At 51.9% G+C, this 17,323-nt stretch carries 18 protein-coding genes; 7 read left to right on the forward strand and 11 right to left on the reverse strand.

Going from position 1 to position 17,323, the window contains the following annotated elements:
- Nucleotides 1-29 precede the first annotated feature (29 nt).
- From ACR0NM_RS16250 to ACR0NM_RS16295, 10 genes are all read right to left on the reverse strand, one after another.
- Nucleotides 30-1,142, reverse strand: coding sequence for a cytochrome-c peroxidase (locus ACR0NM_RS16250; RefSeq protein ID WP_480615695.1), 1,113 nt, complete (start codon nucleotides 1,140-1,142; stop codon nucleotides 30-32).
- A gap of 8 nt (nucleotides 1,143-1,150) precedes the next feature.
- Complete coding sequence (locus ACR0NM_RS16255) at nucleotides 1,151-1,456, reverse strand: hypothetical protein (protein WP_170733678.1); 306 nt, start codon at nucleotides 1,454-1,456, stop codon at nucleotides 1,151-1,153.
- 68 nt (nucleotides 1,457-1,524) lie between these two features.
- Nucleotides 1,525-2,331, reverse strand: coding sequence for an amidohydrolase family protein (locus tag ACR0NM_RS16260; protein ID WP_480615697.1), 807 nt, complete (start codon nucleotides 2,329-2,331; stop codon nucleotides 1,525-1,527).
- A 21-nt stretch (nucleotides 2,332-2,352) separates the two neighbouring features.
- Complete coding sequence (locus tag ACR0NM_RS16265) at nucleotides 2,353-3,219, reverse strand: dioxygenase family protein (protein ID WP_170392795.1); 867 nt, start codon at nucleotides 3,217-3,219, stop codon at nucleotides 2,353-2,355.
- Between the two features lie 10 nt (nucleotides 3,220-3,229).
- Complete coding sequence (locus ACR0NM_RS16270) at nucleotides 3,230-4,534, reverse strand: TRAP transporter large permease (protein WP_480615699.1); 1,305 nt, start codon at nucleotides 4,532-4,534, stop codon at nucleotides 3,230-3,232.
- Nucleotides 4,531-5,082 carry a TRAP transporter small permease subunit gene (locus ACR0NM_RS16275; RefSeq protein WP_480615701.1) on the reverse strand — a complete coding sequence of 184 codons (552 nt, stop codon included), beginning with the start codon at nucleotides 5,080-5,082 and terminating at the stop codon, nucleotides 4,531-4,533. Before ACR0NM_RS16275 ends, ACR0NM_RS16270 begins: the two co-directional genes overlap by 4 nt.
- A gap of 30 nt (nucleotides 5,083-5,112) precedes the next feature.
- Nucleotides 5,113-6,186 carry a C4-dicarboxylate TRAP transporter substrate-binding protein gene (locus tag ACR0NM_RS16280; protein ID WP_170392798.1) on the reverse strand — a complete coding sequence of 358 codons (1,074 nt, stop codon included), beginning with the start codon at nucleotides 6,184-6,186 and terminating at the stop codon, nucleotides 5,113-5,115.
- A gap of 35 nt (nucleotides 6,187-6,221) precedes the next feature.
- Nucleotides 6,222-6,677, reverse strand: a complete 456-nt coding sequence (locus ACR0NM_RS16285; protein ID WP_170597805.1) for an OsmC family protein — start codon at nucleotides 6,675-6,677, stop codon at nucleotides 6,222-6,224.
- An 18-nt stretch (nucleotides 6,678-6,695) separates the two neighbouring features.
- Nucleotides 6,696-7,361 (reverse strand): malonic semialdehyde reductase, encoded by a 666-nt coding sequence (locus ACR0NM_RS16290; RefSeq protein ID WP_170565465.1) that lies wholly within the window; start codon nucleotides 7,359-7,361, stop codon nucleotides 6,696-6,698.
- On the reverse strand, nucleotides 7,358-8,242 hold the full coding sequence (locus ACR0NM_RS16295) for a fumarylacetoacetate hydrolase family protein (RefSeq protein ID WP_170392801.1): 885 nt from the start codon (nucleotides 8,240-8,242) through the stop codon (nucleotides 7,358-7,360). Before ACR0NM_RS16295 ends, ACR0NM_RS16290 begins: the two co-directional genes overlap by 4 nt.
- Nucleotides 8,243-8,326: 84 nt before the next feature.
- On the opposite strand from ACR0NM_RS16295, the gene ACR0NM_RS16300 reads away from it, so the two are divergent.
- The 3 genes from ACR0NM_RS16300 (at nucleotide 8,327) to ACR0NM_RS16310 (ending at nucleotide 10,101) form a co-directional block, all read left to right on the forward strand.
- Complete coding sequence (locus ACR0NM_RS16300) at nucleotides 8,327-8,713, forward strand: YciI family protein (protein ID WP_480615703.1); 387 nt, start codon at nucleotides 8,327-8,329, stop codon at nucleotides 8,711-8,713.
- Between the two features lie 51 nt (nucleotides 8,714-8,764).
- Nucleotides 8,765-9,421 (forward strand): GntR family transcriptional regulator, encoded by a 657-nt coding sequence (locus ACR0NM_RS16305; RefSeq protein WP_480615705.1) that lies wholly within the window; start codon nucleotides 8,765-8,767, stop codon nucleotides 9,419-9,421.
- Nucleotides 9,422-9,759: 338 nt separating this feature from the next.
- On the forward strand, nucleotides 9,760-10,101 hold the full coding sequence (locus ACR0NM_RS16310) for a dienelactone hydrolase family protein (protein ID WP_370644314.1): 342 nt from the start codon (nucleotides 9,760-9,762) through the stop codon (nucleotides 10,099-10,101).
- Nucleotides 10,102-10,632: 531 nt separating this feature from the next.
- On the opposite strand, the gene ACR0NM_RS16315 is transcribed toward ACR0NM_RS16310, so the two are convergent.
- Nucleotides 10,633-13,281, reverse strand: coding sequence for an AsmA family protein (locus tag ACR0NM_RS16315; RefSeq protein ID WP_480615707.1), 2,649 nt, complete (start codon nucleotides 13,279-13,281; stop codon nucleotides 10,633-10,635).
- Between the two features lie 423 nt (nucleotides 13,282-13,704).
- On the opposite strand from ACR0NM_RS16315, the gene ACR0NM_RS16320 reads away from it, so the two are divergent.
- The 4 genes from ACR0NM_RS16320 (at nucleotide 13,705) to ACR0NM_RS16335 (ending at nucleotide 17,295) form a co-directional block, all read left to right on the forward strand.
- Nucleotides 13,705-13,974, forward strand: coding sequence for a potassium channel family protein (locus ACR0NM_RS16320; protein WP_480439390.1), 270 nt, complete (start codon nucleotides 13,705-13,707; stop codon nucleotides 13,972-13,974).
- A gap of 180 nt (nucleotides 13,975-14,154) precedes the next feature.
- A complete protein-coding gene (locus ACR0NM_RS16325) occupies nucleotides 14,155-15,234 on the forward strand; it encodes an AI-2E family transporter (RefSeq protein ID WP_170511664.1) in 1,080 nt (359 codons plus the stop codon).
- A 104-nt stretch (nucleotides 15,235-15,338) separates the two neighbouring features.
- Complete coding sequence (locus ACR0NM_RS16330) at nucleotides 15,339-16,295, forward strand: HlyD family secretion protein (RefSeq protein ID WP_170392807.1); 957 nt, start codon at nucleotides 15,339-15,341, stop codon at nucleotides 16,293-16,295.
- Complete coding sequence (locus ACR0NM_RS16335) at nucleotides 16,285-17,295, forward strand: DUF2955 domain-containing protein (RefSeq protein WP_170424669.1); 1,011 nt, start codon at nucleotides 16,285-16,287, stop codon at nucleotides 17,293-17,295. Before ACR0NM_RS16330 ends, ACR0NM_RS16335 begins: the two co-directional genes overlap by 11 nt.
- The last annotated feature ends 28 nt before the right edge of the window (nucleotides 17,296-17,323 follow it).

Consider the following 17,323-nt stretch of genomic DNA (forward strand, 5'->3'; position numbering starts at 1 on the left):
ATTCCCAAGCCCTTTACACCAGTGCTTTATTAAGAATCCTTGGAGAGCGTGACCAAAAACGCAACTAAGTCTGCAATCTCCTGCTCAGACAAATTCAATTCCGAAAGAATGGCTTCACCGTCGGCGTGCAGCCTTTCAGTATGCATTTTGCTGTAATGCCGTATCACAGATTTCAGATCATCTAAGCTGCCGTCATGCATGTAAGGAGCGGTTTCAACCACTCCCCGCAGGCTGGGCGTCCGAAAGGTCCCAAAATCAGAATGGCTCCTGCGTACATTTCGAACGGCCCAGGCACCTTTCTTTTCTGGATCGTCGTTCCAGTCGCCGTCCAATGTGTAGGGGCTTGAGAGTAAAATGTTCAATCCTCCGAACCGACCTTGGTCAACCTCGGTTTCATTCAGAAAATATGGCACACCAGCGTCATGGAACTCGTTGTTGGAAAACCTCGGACCGTTGTGGCAAAATACGCATTTCCCGCGCCCTAAAAAGAGCTGAAGACCTCGCTGAGCTGCTTCGGGGTATTCCTTAGCCGCTGCAATATCTCGGCGCTCCAAAGCATCGCGAAAATCGTCAAATATCGTCCGGTCGGTGGCTAAGGTCTCTAAGTAAGCAGAAAGAGCTTTTGCAGTATTCACCAGAAAAAGTTCAGGGCTTTGATCCTGGAGGTGACCAAATATGGCTTCAAAATCATCAATGTAGGTACTTTCAGAGATAGCTATCTTTAGGCTTTCGGCACTATGCGCCATCTCTTGTTCTTCGATGATCGGATGCAGGCTGGCTGCCCAAAGATTATCGCTTTTGCCGCCCCAACCATACCAGCGCAGCCCGGCAAGGTTTCGCAGTGATGGTGTGTTTCGATTTAACAAATCACGACCGAGTGCCCGCGCCTCCGGCGTCGTAAATGCCTGTTCAGGATCATGACAACTTGCACAGGAAAATGCACCATCGACCGACAACACCGGATCGTTGAATAAAGCCTGTCCGAGCTTGATTGCCGTGGCGTCTTTGGAAAATCTATTGCTTGGATCCGGCTGGAAGGATGGTGGCCACGGCCCAAAGGACAACGTTTGTTCAATTTCGTCTTCGGTCAACAAGACATCTGCACGTACCGCCCCGGTCAGAAAAATTAGCGCAGCTGTCATCCGCAGCTTCATTTCAGCGCAATTTCTGACGTGTAGAACACCGATTGGCCACTGACGTCGACATCGATTTGCAGCTCCCACAAACCCGGCATGTGAAACAACATATCATCAATTCGGAACACTCCGCCGTCCAATGCAGTAACCTTGGGAGTATAGTTCATACCATGTTGATGAGCAGGCATGATTGCATCCACACGCATTTGGCCCACAGCAGTTTCACTACAAACTGAAACCAACACCGAAAACGGTTGGGCCAACGGAATTTCGTCGACCGCCAGATAAACCTTGGGTGCGTTTTGAACTTCCGAATTCATGCGTTGCCCCGTCGCTTCACAAGCAACCGCCGCGCTGGACCATATAAGAAACCAAGCAGCGCAGTGGGTCATTCTGATGCCAGCAAACGTTCTGCGTTAGCATAGGCAATGTTGTCTGCGATCTGGTCCGACAGCAAATCCAACCATTCACGCGAAAAATCGGCATGAGGGCCTACGTAGTACCAACGTTCAGGTGCGAACGTATCCGTACCGACCATGAACCTATCGGGATGGGCTTGGAACGCAGCCCTCCAATCCGGGTCGACACGGCCTCGCGAAACCATGTCCGAACGAAATGCCAGATCGGCCCATAGCCCGGGATAGATGTCTAGCGCATCGACCACACTGGCTGGATCGTCAAACCCAGAATGGGCCCACAATACCCGAGCTTCCGGCCATGTTTCGAAGATTAAGTCAACGGCCTCGCGATCACCATGGTGGTGCAGGATTAGGTTCCGCTCTTTCGCCAGTGCAATCATACGCTGGATGACCGGCGTCTTGATGTCATCTCCGTAAGCGTGAAACTCGCCGATGGCCTCGTAGTTGTTTTTTGCCAGGTTTGTTTCCAGATACTCGATTACAGTTTCATCGTGCATCCAGGTGTTGATCTCACCGCGACGACGATAAGGGCGAAGCGCCGGAACAACGATGTCCGGTGCCACGGCCAACAATAGCTGAGTGCCATTATCATCCGAGCTGGAAATCAGCGCTTTACGCACGCCTGCATCTCGAAGGATTTCGGCCACCTGTTCAGGCGGAACCAGTTTGACGGCATCGTGGCTGTAGTGAATATGTGCGTCAAAGATCGGTCGCTGTTCTGCGACGGCGGTACTGCAAAATAACGCTGCACTTAAAATGGAGATATGTTTCAGCACCTCAAGCCTCCTCAATATCATTCAGACCCTGGCAAGCGTCACGTCGAAATTCACGTGCAAGAAAGGTTCGGCAATCTTACCAGAAAGCTCCATTCCATCGGGAAATTCTGATGCAGGTCGTTCAACATATGTCATTACCAGATCGTCCCGAACGCCAAAGACAGTATCCTGATCTAAATAGGGATCATTGTCCGGAAAAATCTCCGTCACGAGTGAGCGATACCCGGGGGCTTTGACGATAAAGTGCAAGTGTGAGGGCCTCCATGGATGGCGACCACAAGCGCGCAGAATATCACCGACTGGCCCGTCAGACGGCACGGTGTATTCAACTGGTTTAACTGTGGTGAACGCATATCTGCCATCATCGCCAACTGACATCAGCCCGTGGAAAGAATAGGTGTCCTGTTCTTCATCCTGACTGGCGTAGAGGCCGTTGGGTGCCGTTTGCCAGATATCCAGTTCTGCCCCGGCAATAGGGTTACCTTCGGTATCGCGGATCACGCCCTCTGCAAGTAGAACCGGCCCGCCGTAGTGACGCTTCATATCGCCACCGATTGGCAGCGGGGGGGCGCCCGAGACGTGAAATGGACCTAAAACGGACGAACTGGTCGCATCGGCACTGGAATGCAGCATATCAACCAATGACGACAGGCCCAACACGTCCGAGGCTAGCACGAATTCATGCCTATCCTCGGTTTCCACCGCAGCGCAGCCTTCCAGAAACGCAATCCCGGCCCGCCATTCGTCATGCGTCAGGTTGGTTTCCCGCGCAAAGTCGTGGAGGTGTTTGACCAGGGAGCCCATGATTTCACGCATCCGTGGATCAGTATCTTTGGACAGGTACCCCATGAAGACGTCGGTGATATTGTCTTTGGTGACAGAGCGCATCTTGTCCTCCTTAAATCAGGGCAAGGCTGAGGATCGGGAACTCGATCAGAATGAACAGAACGATCAGCATCACGAACGCAAAGGGAAGCGCGCCCATGAACACGTCCTTAAGTGATATGCGGTCATCGTTAATCGTGGATTTGATAACGAAGCAGGATATACCCAAAGGTGGTGTCAAAAGACCGATTTCAGCCCCGACCACGGTGATAATGCCAAACCAGATCAGCGACATATCAAGCGCTTCGGCCATGGGTAAGAACAGCGGTACTACAATCAGAATGATCGACGCGGTGTCGAGCAATGTTCCCAGAAATAGCATCAACAGAACATAGAGCAGCATGATCGACCAGAAAGATGCGGAATTCCCCGCAAGCAGATCCTGCAGTTGATTGGGTAGCCCGGCCAGTCCCAGCATGCGGCTGTAGATTGAAGCGGCCGTGATCAGGAACAGGATCGCCGCTGTGATGTGACCGGTTTCCAGCAACGCGTCCCAGAATGCGCGTGGAGACATCGACTTGCGGGCAACCGCGATGATTAGCGCAACGAGAGCTCCGGCGGCCCCTGCTTCTACGGCAGTCAACCAACCTGTGTAGATACCACCAAGGACGATGGTAATGATGAAAAGTGTCGGCAGTGTTTTGGAAGCTATCTCGCGCCCTGACATCCACTCGGTGTCTTCGACAACGCGGCCACCGACGAATGCAGGGGTGAAACGACCCATAACCCAAATCGCGCCTACATAAGCGATCGCCAGCATGATCCCCGGAATAACCCCCGCAAGGAACATGTCCCCTACAGATTGCTCGGCGACAAAGGAATAGATGATCAGCATCGCCGAGGGCGGGATGATCATCCCCAAAACCGAAGACCCGGCGACCACGCCAACAGCAAAGCGTGGGTTATAAGCCTGCGCCATCATCTGCGGGACCGAGACCTTGGTGAACACGGATGCGGAGGCTATTGACGACCCAGTCACTGCGGCAAAGACGGCGTTGGCTCCAACGGTTGCCATACCGATACCGCCTTTGACCTTGCGAAATCGCATGGTCATGACTTCGTAGATTTCCCTGCCCAACCCGGCTTTTGAGACAATGAGCCCCATGAAAGTAAACAATGGGATTGTTGCAAAGCTGTATTCCATCGCGCTGTCGCCGACCGCCACTTTCAGCAGGTTGAGCGCAAGCGTGAAATTGTCCCGCATCAGCCAGATCGACACGAACGAGACCACGCCCAATGCGATGGGAATGTAAACGCCTGCGTAAATCAGAAAGACGATGGCTATGACCGAGATCAGGCCAATCTCAATCGGCGTCATTCTGCGGCCTCGTCATGTTCAGGTGCACGAATTAGATGCGGGCGGTCCTGCGCCGTGACAACCTTGAGAAGGAAGATCACGCAGGCAAGCGCAGTACCGCACGCGATGACCAGTTTGACCGGCCACCATGGCAGAGTGAAAAGACCCGGAACTCCGAAGTAGTCCTGTGTCTCCCACATATGCATGAACTCGGGAAAGGTTACATAAGCAATCAGACCCATGAAGATTGCGGAGATGGCATTGATAATGCGCCTCAGGTTGGCCGTTAGCCCAGGACGGCGGTGGTGTAGCAGGTTCAGAAACCCGTCCGAGCGCGTCAGCCGATCCACTCTGACTACGTCGGCCAGCTGCAAAAAAACGATCATCACGACCGAAAACTGCACCATTTCATAGGTGCCACGCAGAGGTGCCGAAAACAGACCGCGCGCAATGACGTCGACATTTAGAATGACCACCAACGCAAGGACGACAAGCGTACCCAATGCGTTGGCGGCGATAGCAAGCGAATTGGCGACCCGCGACAAGCCAGCAACTGCGGTCTTCAGCATGAAAGGCCCCTTTCGTGGATCGCCAGACTGTTACTCGGCCGTCCAGTCACGCACTCCGGTAAAACCGGCGTCCTGCAGCTTGCCGAGATAAGCGGCCAGTATCGCGTCGCCTTGTTCACCGTTCTCATTCAGTGTGGCTGCCCATTCCTGTGCTACATTTGGCATTGCGTTGGCCCAGGCCGCTCGGTCTTCGTCCGAAACTTCGACAATCGTCCCGCCGGCTTCGGTGTATGCGTCCCTTGAGGCCGCAGCCCGGTCCATAGCGATGCCAGCCACATGATCACGGTAGTCAATTGCGACGGCCTGCAGAACGCCTTTGACTTCATCCGGCAACTTTGCCCAATAGTCAGAATTCACTGTGATCGTCTTGGAGTTCACGGCACCCAAGTCAGCTTTGAGCATGTAAGGAGCTACTTCGGCGATCTTGAAGGTCTTGGCTGCTTCAGGCCACAGCATCGCACAATCAACAAGGCCGGTTTGCAGCATATTGTAGAAATCGGTCAGGCCACCACGAACCCCCGCTGCATCTTTGATACCTTCGAGATATCGGAGGTTCAGTCCCGCCCCTGCCACTTTTCGGCCTTCCAGATCAGAAACAGCCGAGACCGGCTCTGTACAAAAAACCTGATACGTATCGAGTACTACACCGGTCGCCAGATAGACTTGGTTCTGCGCAGCGAACTCATTTTGCATCGCTGGGTATTCGCGCGCGATCTCATCCACGGCTTTCGCTACAGCGCGAGAGTCCGATGACACGAAGGGGGTCGACCCCGATATCCCCTGACTGGGCAACTTGGACGAATGGAAGATAGTTGTGACAATGCCGATGTCGCCAAGGCCAAGCTGGATCCCTTCCAGCACGCCCTTCGGCTTTACGATCGAACCGCCATAGTTCTCTTGCCAGTTCATCTTGTAGTTGCCGGAGTCGGCCAGCCGCTTATCCACTTCTGGAATGAAGAAATTGGTGAATTCTTTCACCCACAAGGCCCGATCGGGATAGCCATCAATCACGACGGCGGAAATGGTCTCTTCTGCTGCAAGAGGCAACGCCATGGTGCCTGCCAGAGCAAATCCCATTAGGCTGCGTTTAGTCCAGTTTTTCATTTCTCTCCTCCCAGAAAGTCGGGTCCTGTCGATTTTTATTGGTTGGTTTTGACCCAGTTGACGGTCAGGTCCGTGCCTGCCGCTTGAAACAGTTTTGCGATGGCGCAATACTTGGCTGTCTCCTCGCCCACGCGTGTCAGATCCTCCTGACTGGCGGGCGTATCGCACTTCACAGTGAGTTCGATTTCGGGAAACGGAACATCGATCTCCTCTTCCATCAGGACACCGCGCCGGTCCAGCCTGCATTTCGCGTCGATTGTCACAGTGCCCAGGTCAACTCCCAACCGATGTGCGTTCTTGTGCCCGATGACATTCGTACAGGCGATCAGGGCTGCCATTGCGGTTTCGGTCGGAGACGGACCAAGATTTGTCCCGCCGCGTTCGACGGGTTCATCGACAACAACATCAAGATCGCGAATTGGTATCTCAGTCCGCGCATGAGTCGGGCATTGAGCTGTCGTACGGTAGGTTACGACAGGTTTGACTTTCATCGCCACAGCGTCACCTCCTCATGCATAAGAGCAAACCTTTTCGAATGAGAAGCGAGGCAACTTGTGAAACAATCCTGTTTCGTCTGCGTAGCCCAGATTGCAAAGAAAGTTCGACTTGAGCGTTGTGCCCGCGAAGAATTCCTCGTCGACGATCTTGTTTGAAAAGCCAGACATGGCGCCGACGTCCAACCCAACCGCACGCGCGGCGATCATGAAGTAAGCGCCCTGAAGCGTTCCATTGCGAAACGCTGTATCGGCTACATATTCGGGATTGTTTTCGAAAAGTGGCCGTCGATCTTCGTGCGGGAAAAGAAAAGGTAATTCCTTCCAGAAGTCCATGTCATAGGCAATGATCGCGGTGACCGGCGCATCCATCATCTTTGGCACGTTCTTCGGCTTTAACGACTTGGCTAGGCGCTGTTTACCTTCCGCACTTTTAACGAAGACGAAGCGGGCGGGCAGCGTGTTCATGCTGGTCGCGCCGTTGATCGTGATGTCGTAGATTTCTTCAAGCAATTCGTTAGAAACAGCCTTGTCGGTCCAGGCGTAATGAGATCTGGATTCGCGGAGGATCAGAGCAATTGCGTCGTCTGAAAGACGTGGAATGCGCTCGCGCAGATCGCGATGATCTTGCTGCGCCTTTGCGCGAAGTGCCTCCAGCTCTGCCCCTGTTGGTGCGCTCATGCTGCGGCCACCTTAGTCTCGGCGTCCTTTTCGTCAATGACGGGGCTGGCGCATATGCCGATGCCCTCAATTTCGACCTCGACGGTTTCACCCGGCTTCAACCAACGTGGATTGGGCTTTTTGGCGTGACCAACACCCGGCGGCGTACCCAACGCAATCAGATCACCGGGTTCGAGCGTGGTATATTCCGAGATCGTGGCGATGACCTGAGGGACCCCCCAGATCATGTTGGCGGTGTTCGAGCTTTGCAGGATTTCGTCCCCCACGCGGCTTTCGATTTTCAGGCCGGATGCTCCTTCCGGCAAGTCTTCCGGCGTTACAGTGAAAGGGCCGATCGCGCCTGTGTCATCGAAGTTTTTGCCGGGCGTCCATTGAACGGTTTTACGCTGATAATCCCGCAGCGACCCGTCGTTAAACACGGTGTAGCCGAAGACATAATCCAATGCGTCCTCTTCCGAGATATGACGGCCGCGTTTTCCAACGATCAGCATAAGCTCGGCTTCGTAGTCGAGTTTCTCGGAACAGGTAGGCCGCACCATAGGTTGCCCTGCCGCCATGATCGAATTCTTCCCACGCATAAACAGCGTCGGATACTCCGGGATATCATACCCGCCTTCCTTGATGTGGTCCGTGTAGTTCAACCCCATGCAAATGATCGTTCCGGGAGCGGCAACGGGCAATGCCGGGGTGATGGAAGACACGGGCACACTGTCTGCCGCGTCAATTTTGGGGGCAAGTGAGTCGGCCAGTTCAGGCTTGGCTATCAAACCCATCAAATCCGAACCGACGACAGGGTTCAAAGCCGTTAGATTCACTGCGTTTTCACCGTTTACAGCAAAAACCGCTGTGCCATCCAAAGTCTCTCCCACCAGGTATTTCATTTTCACCATCCATGTCAGTTCACTTGATTTTTGCCGACTATTTTGCAATATGTCAAATAATATCGATATTTTTGGAGGACGCAAATGGTTGCCTGGGCGAACTACAAATCAGAAGCAAAAAGCCGTGGTGCACTTGCTTTGGAACTCTACGTAGTACTCAGCACTCCTGCCAAAAAACCCGAAGATGTAAAGGCGTCGCTACCTGACCACCTGGCCTATCAGGCACAGCTTGAACGCGCGGGACAGCTGGCTTTTGCAGGGCCAATGTCGGATGAGACTGGTGAGCACATGCAAGGAATGGGCCTGATTATCTATCGTGCTGACAGTCTTGAGGCTGCCCGAAAACTGGCCGAGGACGATCCGATGCACCAAAGCGGTGCGCGCGAATTTGAACTTCGGCGCTGGATGATCAACGAAGGCTCGCTGAGCCTTTCAGTTGGCCTATCGACTGGAACGAGTGCCCTCAGTTAAGAGCAATCAAAAGTTTTGCCTCGAACAAAGGAACGGTCGGATATGGACGCCATGCTTGATACTGAGGGTAAAGAGACATCAGCCACGCATGGCGCGTATCGAAGGCTCCGCGACATGATCTTGACCGGAGAATTACCTCCGGGACAAAAACTCAAGATCGAGCAGCTTCGGGGGCTTTTGGACACCGGCGCTAGTCCGGTTCGCGAAGCGCTTAGCCTTTTGACTTCGGACATGTTGGTCGAGCGGATTGATCAGCGCGGATTTCGGGCAGCACCAGTCAGCAAGTGTAACTTCGAAGAAATACTCCTGTTGCGATGCAACCTCGAGGAAACAGCGCTGCGCGCTTCCATCGTCAATGCAGACGGAGCTTGGGAGGACAGGCTAGTCTTGCGTCACCATCATATGAAAAAGGCCAGTCAAAAAGGCGCGCCTGACTTCGAAGACGCCCACAAAGCGTTTCATATGGCCTTGTTGGAAAATGCAAAACTGCCATTGCTGCTACGGTATTGCTCGCAGCTATACGACCTGAACATTCGCTATCGCTATCTGGCGGCTGGCGGTTCGAGCTACAAGAAGCGGGACATTGCCGCTGAGCATCAGCAAATCTTGGACGCCGCACTAAATCACGACGCGGACAGCGCAACTCGGCACCTAGTTGATCACTATCGTCGAACAGGCGAATACCTGAGTAGTCAGATGGAGCCCTGAAATGCAGCGGAATTGGTTTCTGGGTGATCTATTGAACCAATTTCTGGAGCGTACTGAAATAGGCGTGGCAAAGATGACAAACGGTCCATTGCCGAACTATGTGAAGCGCTATTGTCTGCCGAAGGTGAAGTATCAGGTTTCACGCTCGCGTCTACGATCCTTGAGCGCTACCACACCCTGAATGATGCGGAAAAACTAGACTTTTTTGTCTATTTGAATGACCAACTTGAGTTGGATGCGGCTCAACTTTCTGCGACAGCCCGCATCTACGCCAGTGATCAAAGTGTCATTTTTTATCAAAGGCTTAGTGAAGTTTCAGAGCCAGGGCGGGATGAGTTGTGGGTTTCTTCTATGGCAGTGGTGTGGTCAGCGCAATTGCCGTGGCCTCCCCAAAATTGGCGGCGGGCGTGCCATTCTATGGTCGCCAGCCAGCAGTTGAGGATGTGGCCAAAATTCAGGCACCGTTGCAGATTCAGATGGGAGAGCTTGATGAGCGCAGCAACGCAGGTTGGCCGGATTTTGAAGCCGCCCTGCAATCCAACGAAAAGGTTTACCAAGCCTACATCTACGATAATGCCAACCATGGTTTTCATAACGACAGCACGCCTCGTTATGACGAGGAAATGGCAAACCTAGCCTGGTACCGCACCATTGATTGGCTCAACACTTATCTGAAGTAACTACAGTGTACGGCGAAGCGCGCATTGTGTTTTAATCGCTTCGTCGTAACCCTCAGTCTACCGGTGCCGATTCATTTTAAGCTCCAGTAATCTATCTTCCATGATCAGATAGGTCGAAAGGAACGCTTGGCTACAAGGCTTGGGAAAAAAAAGACATCATCGCTAAAAGAAGCCTTCATTGGCGGGGTACAAAACCATTGGTTGTTTACTAAAAACGTCGAAACACGAGCGTCCTGTGGGAGTTATGTGAGGCGTTCTCTGGTTGAGTGGTCGACTCGTCAGAGTATAGCCTGCACAGTCACCTAAGCCTGAATGCTTGCTACTTAAGTTCGCCGGATATCCCTCTCACCTGCTGCGAATTTCCGCATTCCGCCCGAAGTAATCCCAAAAGATGAAGTTGAATTGGATACCAGATGAAAGAAGTGAGGCGAAAATGGCAAAGTTTTGTCACTGGTGGCAGAACTATGTGTCGGTCACGCTTAACTAAGCTTTTGAACTTTATTTGTGTTCTTTTGTCGACTGCCTTCGCCACTACTGCAGTTGTAAAATATCCGGAACGCAAAGTTTTCTTTTTGCCGGCATTTTGTCCGCACCATCCGATCGTTTCAGTCGCTTGGGACCGTCTTTTACCTTGATCTTCGGCTTTGCTAGTGGGCCCTTCAAGGTCACGGGCCAGGGACTCTTCGAAAGCGGTTCGCCAATCTTGCGGGGCTGCAGGTTTAGGTCCAAAACCTTGCCCGCTACATTAACACCGCCAAAGACGACGACTTGGACATGATCTGTCTCCAATGTGGTTTGTTTCGTCGAAATATTTCCATTCGAAATACTAATCGGTGCACGCAAACATATGATCGGAGCAACCTTTTGTTTCTCTTTGGTAAACACCCAAGGTAGTATCCCTAGCCCTGCCAGATCCAAAAGCTGGGTCTCGATCGAGCCGTCACGCATTGAGACCGTGGCATTGCCGTTCATGCTGTTGGCAAAATGCTTAGGTGAATCGGTTCCGCCGGTCACCGAAAAATCTGCATAGATGGTACCGCTTGCGCCCTTTTTGAAGTTCAGGTTGTGAAGAATTTCATCCAGCTGCCAGCCGCCTGCTGTGCCGGTCAGCGTGAGCAGATGCGCGTCGTTCGATAGATCCATTTGTCCGCTGACATCGAAATGAGCACCTCCGTATTCAAAATTCAAAGGTCCGGCCTTGAGTTCATTTTCGTTGAGCGTCAGTTCACTCTGCAAACTGCTGATGCCTTTGGCGCCCTCTATGTGCCGAAGATCAACGTCGACATCCATATCCATACCGGACAAGAGAATTGAACGCCCAATAGGTTTAAGTGTTACGTCTCTTAGAGGACTAGTGTCGCCGGATTCCTCAATGACGTCTTCCTCGTCGGGCTCTGGACCGCCAATTTTCCTCAATTGTGCAGCGGCCTGAACGATGGTTCGGATCTGATCTATCTTTATCAAGTCACTCTCTATGGAACCCTGCAGTACAGGATCACTCGTTGCATCATCAAGATCGGCCATAATTTGCAGGACAGAGTCGGCAACCTTGACTTTGGCATTCGCATCCCAATCGGTTCCTTCGCTGGCAAGGCCAATTTCAAAGATAGCCTGTCCAGTTTCCACCCGTTCAAGCGATAGGGCTTCTAACAGGTCCGCTCCGGAGGGGACTTCTACTTGAATTGCCAAGTCCAGGTTCTCGAATTTGAGCACATTTTTGACAGAGCCATGCACCTCAAGGTTCCAAAGTTCCGTTTCGCTTGTCTGGCCATCCAAATTTGTCAGCGAAAGCTGATTGATGTCGCCGTTCAAATGAAAGTTACCAGAAAATCGACCAAGTTGATCATCCGGTCCCAGAAGCTCTGATGAGATCAAGCTGCTTGCGGGTATATCCATTAACCCGTCGGCCGATATGCCTTGTAATTGCAACGCGTCTTCGACCGAACCGTCCAAAATGATAAATGGATCAGCAGGGTTCCCAATTCTCAAATTGATGTTTCCAACACTCAAGGCGCCTTCGGGTGTTCTGGAAAGCTCGGAAAACTTAATCGGGGGCGGCCCTTCACCAGAGGTATCCAATGTGAACCCGTTGGTTTCAATGACCATTTGCCGCTGCGGGACCTGCCCGGGTACGCTATCGATAACCATGTCAACTGCTATTAGTTTTAGATCATACCGCGACGCGGCTGGGGCGGGTTCAGCATCTTCAGGGTACAACCGAATGCGGGTTGTCAGGGATACGTCTTCTGGGTTTCCCAACTCTCCGATTTGTCCCGTCAGCGAAAGGCTTTGCCCACCATCCAATTCAGTCAATACAGCCAGGTCATCAATCCGGGCTACGCCGTCGACTGATTTGAATGTTGCACCAATGCTTCCTGAACCCTCCAGAACGCGATTGAGTTTCAGGATATCAAGAAGCTGACCAAGTTCGGCAACCTCTATGGTCGTATTCACTTGTAGCCCGTTCTCTTCAGGGACTTCTTCGGCGGCAATCGCAATCTGTTCGAAGTTCACTGCGACCTGAAACGGGTCGTCCGCGGGAATGCTCGCGTTCAGATCAAACTTCTCTCCATTTAGTGAACCAGCCCCAACCGCGGTCGCAACGTCGGTTTCCGTATCACGCTTTAAAAACAGCTCAGGAAGCTGCAGATCCAGCACAAGCCCGTTTAGATCGTTCTGGTAAAGAACGGCAACATCGGTCAGGTCAATTTTTTGGTCCGTTAGAATTCCAGCCACAGACAGGTTTGCAGGTTTGGCCGGATCCCCGGCTTTAGCGCCCGTTTGGGAAGCGGACTGCCAGTTTCCGACACCGTCTTTGTCCGTGATCAAGTTGAGGTGAACACCCGAGATAGAAAGCTCACTCAGCGACAATTTGCTGTTCCAAAGGTCGCGGGCAGAAATATTGAACTCAAGTTTGTCGATTGCCGCCAGATTCGCTTTGGTCTTGATCGCGCCGGGTAGTACCAATCCCGCTGCGGATACCTGCAGTTTCCGACCAAGGCCTAGACGCACTTCATCTTCTATTAACACGTCCTGACCAAGTTTCTTCGAGATCAGGTTTTCAACAAAAGTGGTTCTGACAGAAGAAAACAACGCAGAGGACAGGAAAAGCCATGCCACAACAACCGCGACGAACGCGACAGCGCAACAAACCATTACACCTCTTGTGATGAACCGCACGCTTTTCTCCTAAGGTTCTGATTCCTTTCTTGGGCAGACTAGACCATTAAAGCATCATGTTAATGGAATATGTGGCTTCTTATTTTGCTGAACCCTAAATGACCTTGACCATTTAGCCGACTTCTCTGGCGGAATTGGTCGGGCGGCCAAGAAACGGTTAAAGGACCAAATTTAGGATGTGCTGCCGACCCAGTTTCAAAAAAGCTGGCTTGAAACGCGTTTAACGATTCATAAACGGGCACATTGCAATAGCTTTGACTACTGCGCCTGGACGCCCCAATTAAACTAGACGCGGATAAAATACTTCAATTTCCCACATCCATCTAATTACTGCTATATGTGAATTCTTCAAACGACGGGGACACAATGAATTCGCTAACTAGAATAACACGTGGGATAGGCGTCGCTTTCAAGGACGGTAGAGTGAAAGGCCTTCTTGCCTTCACAGTCGGAATGATTTTATGGGCCTCGGTCTTCTACCACTTTGTCGAAGGTTGGAGTTGGCTAGACTCGATCTACTTTTCCGTAGTGACAATTTCGACCGTAGGGTTCGGTGACTTCTCACCTGAAACTGCGGCGGGGAAAATCTTCACAATGGTATATATCATTGTAGGCTTGGGTGTTTTCGTGACTGCGGCGACCACAGTGGCAGATACAATCTTGTCCCAAGACGACGAAAAAACGGACAAATAGATTATCCCCAATTGAGGCAGTTTGAGTTCATGCGCAGGTATCAGTGCGACCGCGCATCTGAAACCGTGCCTCGGATTCACTCGTACCTTCAAACTGATAGATGATCGCCGAAAACTCAAAAAATATACATATTACGTTTTTTGAGTGTATTGTTTGGAAAACAGATAGTGGAGGGATGGAATGGAAAAGACCCAGGACGCGAAGATTGTCGACCTCGCGATACGATTGCTCTTTCTCGGATTATTCCTCTACAGCGCCCTGGTCATGGTGGCTCCGCTTGCAAGTGTGGTTATCTGGGCAACGATACTCTGCGTCGCGCTCTACCCGGCATTTGATTGGCTGCAATCCAAGCTGGGAGGACGTAAGAAGCTTGCCACAACAATTATCGTTCTGTTGGGCCTTGTTCTGACCCTGGGGCCAGTCGCAACTGCGGTGTCTGGTGCTGCAGAACTAGGGTCTGAATTCGCGGAACAAGCAGACAAGGGTGAATTGAAAATCCCCCCTGCGCCCGAGGGCCTCAAGGAATTGCCGTTGGTTGGAAATAAAATCTCCGATGTCTGGGGAATGTTTGAGCGCAATCTTGACGGCGCGCTTGCAAAATACGGCGCGCAAATCCTTGAGATAACCAAATCGCTCTTCGGAAAGGTGCTGGGCATTGGTATCGGGCTTCTTGGCTTAGCTCTGTCCGTGTTGATTATGGGGGCATTGTTCAGCCCGGGGCCAAATTTGGTCCAGGGTCTTCAGCGCTTTGCCAATCGTGTCTTTGCACCACGCGGCGGTGAATTCGTGACACTGGCAGGTGCAACGATCCGGAACGTTACAAAAGGCGTGATTGGCGTAGCAGCCATTCAGGCTGTTTTCGTTTGGATACTGCTGGCTTTGTTCGGGATTTCTTCGGCCGCCACACTGGCATTTGTCTGCCTCATACTCTCAATTATCCAAATCGGGCCCGGATTGGTTCTTATACCGGTAATTATCTACGCATGGAGCTCCATGTCTGGCGGAACTGCTTTGATCTTCACCATACTGGCCGTTCCAGTCATGATAATGGACAGTTTCCTAAGACCTGTGTTCATCTCAAAAGGCCTTGAGACTCCCATGTTGGTCATCCTCATCGGTGTTCTCGGAGGTATGATGGCGTACGGGTTGATCGGCGTTTTTATGGGGCCGGTTCTCTTTGCTGTCTTCTATGAGCTGTTCAAGGTTTGGATTGATGCATCGCCCGAAGCCGATGACGCTGCTGAAGGTGCGTTGAAATGAGAAAGACAATATGGACAACCCTCGCTGTCATTCTGTTTTTTCTTGTTTGGTACTTGGTCGCTGATCGAAAAACGCCATTTACCGGGAACGCCAGAGTAAAAGCTGTGGCCACCCAAATCGTGCCTCAGGTAACCGGAACGGTAACGGAAGTTTTGGTAGAAAACGGCCAAGTCGTTTCGGCAGGTGATGTTCTGGTTCGAATAGATTCCAGACCCTACGAAATCGAGCGTTCAAAGGCGGAAGCTGATCTTGAAGCGGCGACCCAAGAAGTGGGTGCGTCTTCGGCAGAGGTAAGTGCGGCACAAGCCAAACTCGCAAGGGCGCAGAGCGATCTGGATACGATGCGCATTCAGACGGAACGTGTATTTGCGCTCGAAAAGAAAGGTTTGATTGCCGTCTCAAAGGCCGATGATGCACGAGGACAACTGGCAGAATCTGAGGCAAACTTTGAGAACGCAAAAGCTGATCTGGAAAAAGCGAAGCAAAGGCTTGGTGACGATGGGATTGAAAACCCGAAAATCCAGCGCGCACTGGCGGCCTTGGCGGATGCGGAACTGAACCTTGAATGGACCGAACTGCGTGCTCCGGCGACAGGTGTCATTTCTAATCTGCTGATTGCCCCCGGAACGTATGCGCGATCCGGCCAGGATCTTTTGACGTTTCTGGATGCAACCGACGTCTGGATCGAGGCGTATTTTACCGAAAACAATCTGGGAAGAGCTTCAATAGGGTCTCCGGTTGATGTGGTGTTGGATATGCATCCAGGTAAGATTGTTCCGGGCGTCATTGAGAGCTTTAGTGCTGCTGTTTCTTTGAGTGGCGGTGATGAGCCGGGGCAATTGGCGAGCCCGCCAAGCACCAAGGGATTTTTGCGGGAGCCTGAAAGGTTTCCGGTCAGGATTGTTTTACCCGGCTATGAAGCTGGAAGTGCCGAAGACGATCTTCGCTTTCAACTGAACGGGCAGGCCGATGTGATCATGTATCTAAGCGACAACTCGTTGCTGAACCTCGTGGGCCGCGCCTACATCCGCGTAGTTTCAATCTTCTCCTATGCGTACTGAGGATCAAAGCTCTGTCACCCGGCTTGCGCTGGGTGTTACGGGTGTCTTTGCATTGGGCCTATTTCTTGGATGGCCCCTTGCCGTTGTTGGGGCGGTGTTTACTGCCCTTTTCCTTCAAGCACCTGCAGCACTACCTTTGGCAGCATTTGGTAAGCTGTTTGTCTTCTCGATTGGATTGATGTTCATTTCATTCCTTTTGTCGTCAATCTTCTCACCTTATCCTCTTGTGTTTCTCATTCTGGTGGCCATTGGAATAATCCTGTCTTTCATTTGGTCAGTTTCCGGTGCCGGAGTATTGCCGGGTGTCATCGCTCTCATGGGGGCGTTGATGATTCCGAATTTGGTGCTGCAATCACAGGATCTGGCTTTGGTGCTTGTGTATTGGATCCCGTTGAACCTGCTGTTTGCTGGCTTCGTATCGACGCTGATGTTCGTGTTGATACCCGCTGCACCTCAAACGGCACCTCAAAAGAAAGCTGCAGCATCGCCGGACTTCGACTCACATCGCCGAATAGTCAGGATGTCTCTTGTCACAGTGCCCTTTGCTATGGCGTTCTTTATTTCCGGCGCTTCTGCTTTGTTGGTTCTGTTTTTTGTCGCCCTGCTGAGCCAGCAACTTGCGGCAATGCCTGCTGCAGGCAAAGCAGTTGCAAAAGCAATGCTGACGGCAAATCTACTTGGGGCGGCAGTCTCCATCATATGCTATGAAATAAACGTAATAGCTCCGGTTATTCTAACCCCCATTCTGCTGTGTTTTTTCTTTTGCCTAACACTCGGAGCACTTGGAAAGTCAAAAGTCCCGCTCGCCGCCGCCGCCGGTTCCGCTATTACAACAGCTCTGATTGTATATGGCGGTTCGGTTGCGCCGTTTTCAGACGAAGCTGACGTCAAGAGCATCACTCGTGTATTGCAAGTCGCCAGCGCCGCTTTCTTTGTAATTATCGCATATGTCGTGGTGGATGAATTCTGGCCAGAAAAAGAGCGCCAGGCGACTCCATGAAGTTAGTTGCGATAAAGCTTGGCGCTGA

The organism is Ruegeria sp. AF2 (assembly GCF_056542025.1).

What these genes read in the sequence shown, in the direction of transcription:
- ACR0NM_RS16250 (WP_480615695.1), bottom strand. Translation starts at nt 1,142, where the DNA reads ATGACAGCTGCGCTAATTTTTCTGACCGGGGCGGTACGTGCAGATGTC.
- ACR0NM_RS16255 (WP_170733678.1), bottom strand. Translation starts at nt 1,456, where the DNA reads ATGAATTCGGAAGTTCAAAACGCACCCAAGGTTTATCTGGCGGTCGAC.
- ACR0NM_RS16265 (WP_170392795.1), bottom strand. Translation starts at nt 3,219, where the DNA reads ATGCGCTCTGTCACCAAAGACAATATCACCGACGTCTTCATGGGGTAC.
- ACR0NM_RS16270 (WP_480615699.1), bottom strand. Translation starts at nt 4,534, where the DNA reads ATGACGCCGATTGAGATTGGCCTGATCTCGGTCATAGCCATCGTCTTT.
- ACR0NM_RS16275 (WP_480615701.1), bottom strand. Translation starts at nt 5,082, where the DNA reads ATGCTGAAGACCGCAGTTGCTGGCTTGTCGCGGGTCGCCAATTCGCTT.
- ACR0NM_RS16280 (WP_170392798.1), bottom strand. Translation starts at nt 6,186, where the DNA reads ATGAAAAACTGGACTAAACGCAGCCTAATGGGATTTGCTCTGGCAGGC.
- ACR0NM_RS16285 (WP_170597805.1), bottom strand. Translation starts at nt 6,677, where the DNA reads ATGAAAGTCAAACCTGTCGTAACCTACCGTACGACAGCTCAATGCCCG.
- ACR0NM_RS16290 (WP_170565465.1), bottom strand. Translation starts at nt 7,361, where the DNA reads ATGAGCGCACCAACAGGGGCAGAGCTGGAGGCACTTCGCGCAAAGGCG.
- ACR0NM_RS16295 (WP_170392801.1), bottom strand. Translation starts at nt 8,242, where the DNA reads ATGAAATACCTGGTGGGAGAGACTTTGGATGGCACAGCGGTTTTTGCT.
- ACR0NM_RS16300 (WP_480615703.1), top strand. Translation starts at nt 8,327, where the DNA reads ATGGTTGCCTGGGCGAACTACAAATCAGAAGCAAAAAGCCGTGGTGCA.
- ACR0NM_RS16305 (WP_480615705.1), top strand. Translation starts at nt 8,765, where the DNA reads ATGCTTGATACTGAGGGTAAAGAGACATCAGCCACGCATGGCGCGTAT.
- ACR0NM_RS16325 (WP_170511664.1), top strand. Translation starts at nt 14,155, where the DNA reads ATGGAAAAGACCCAGGACGCGAAGATTGTCGACCTCGCGATACGATTG.
- ACR0NM_RS16335 (WP_170424669.1), top strand. Translation starts at nt 16,285, where the DNA reads ATGCGTACTGAGGATCAAAGCTCTGTCACCCGGCTTGCGCTGGGTGTT.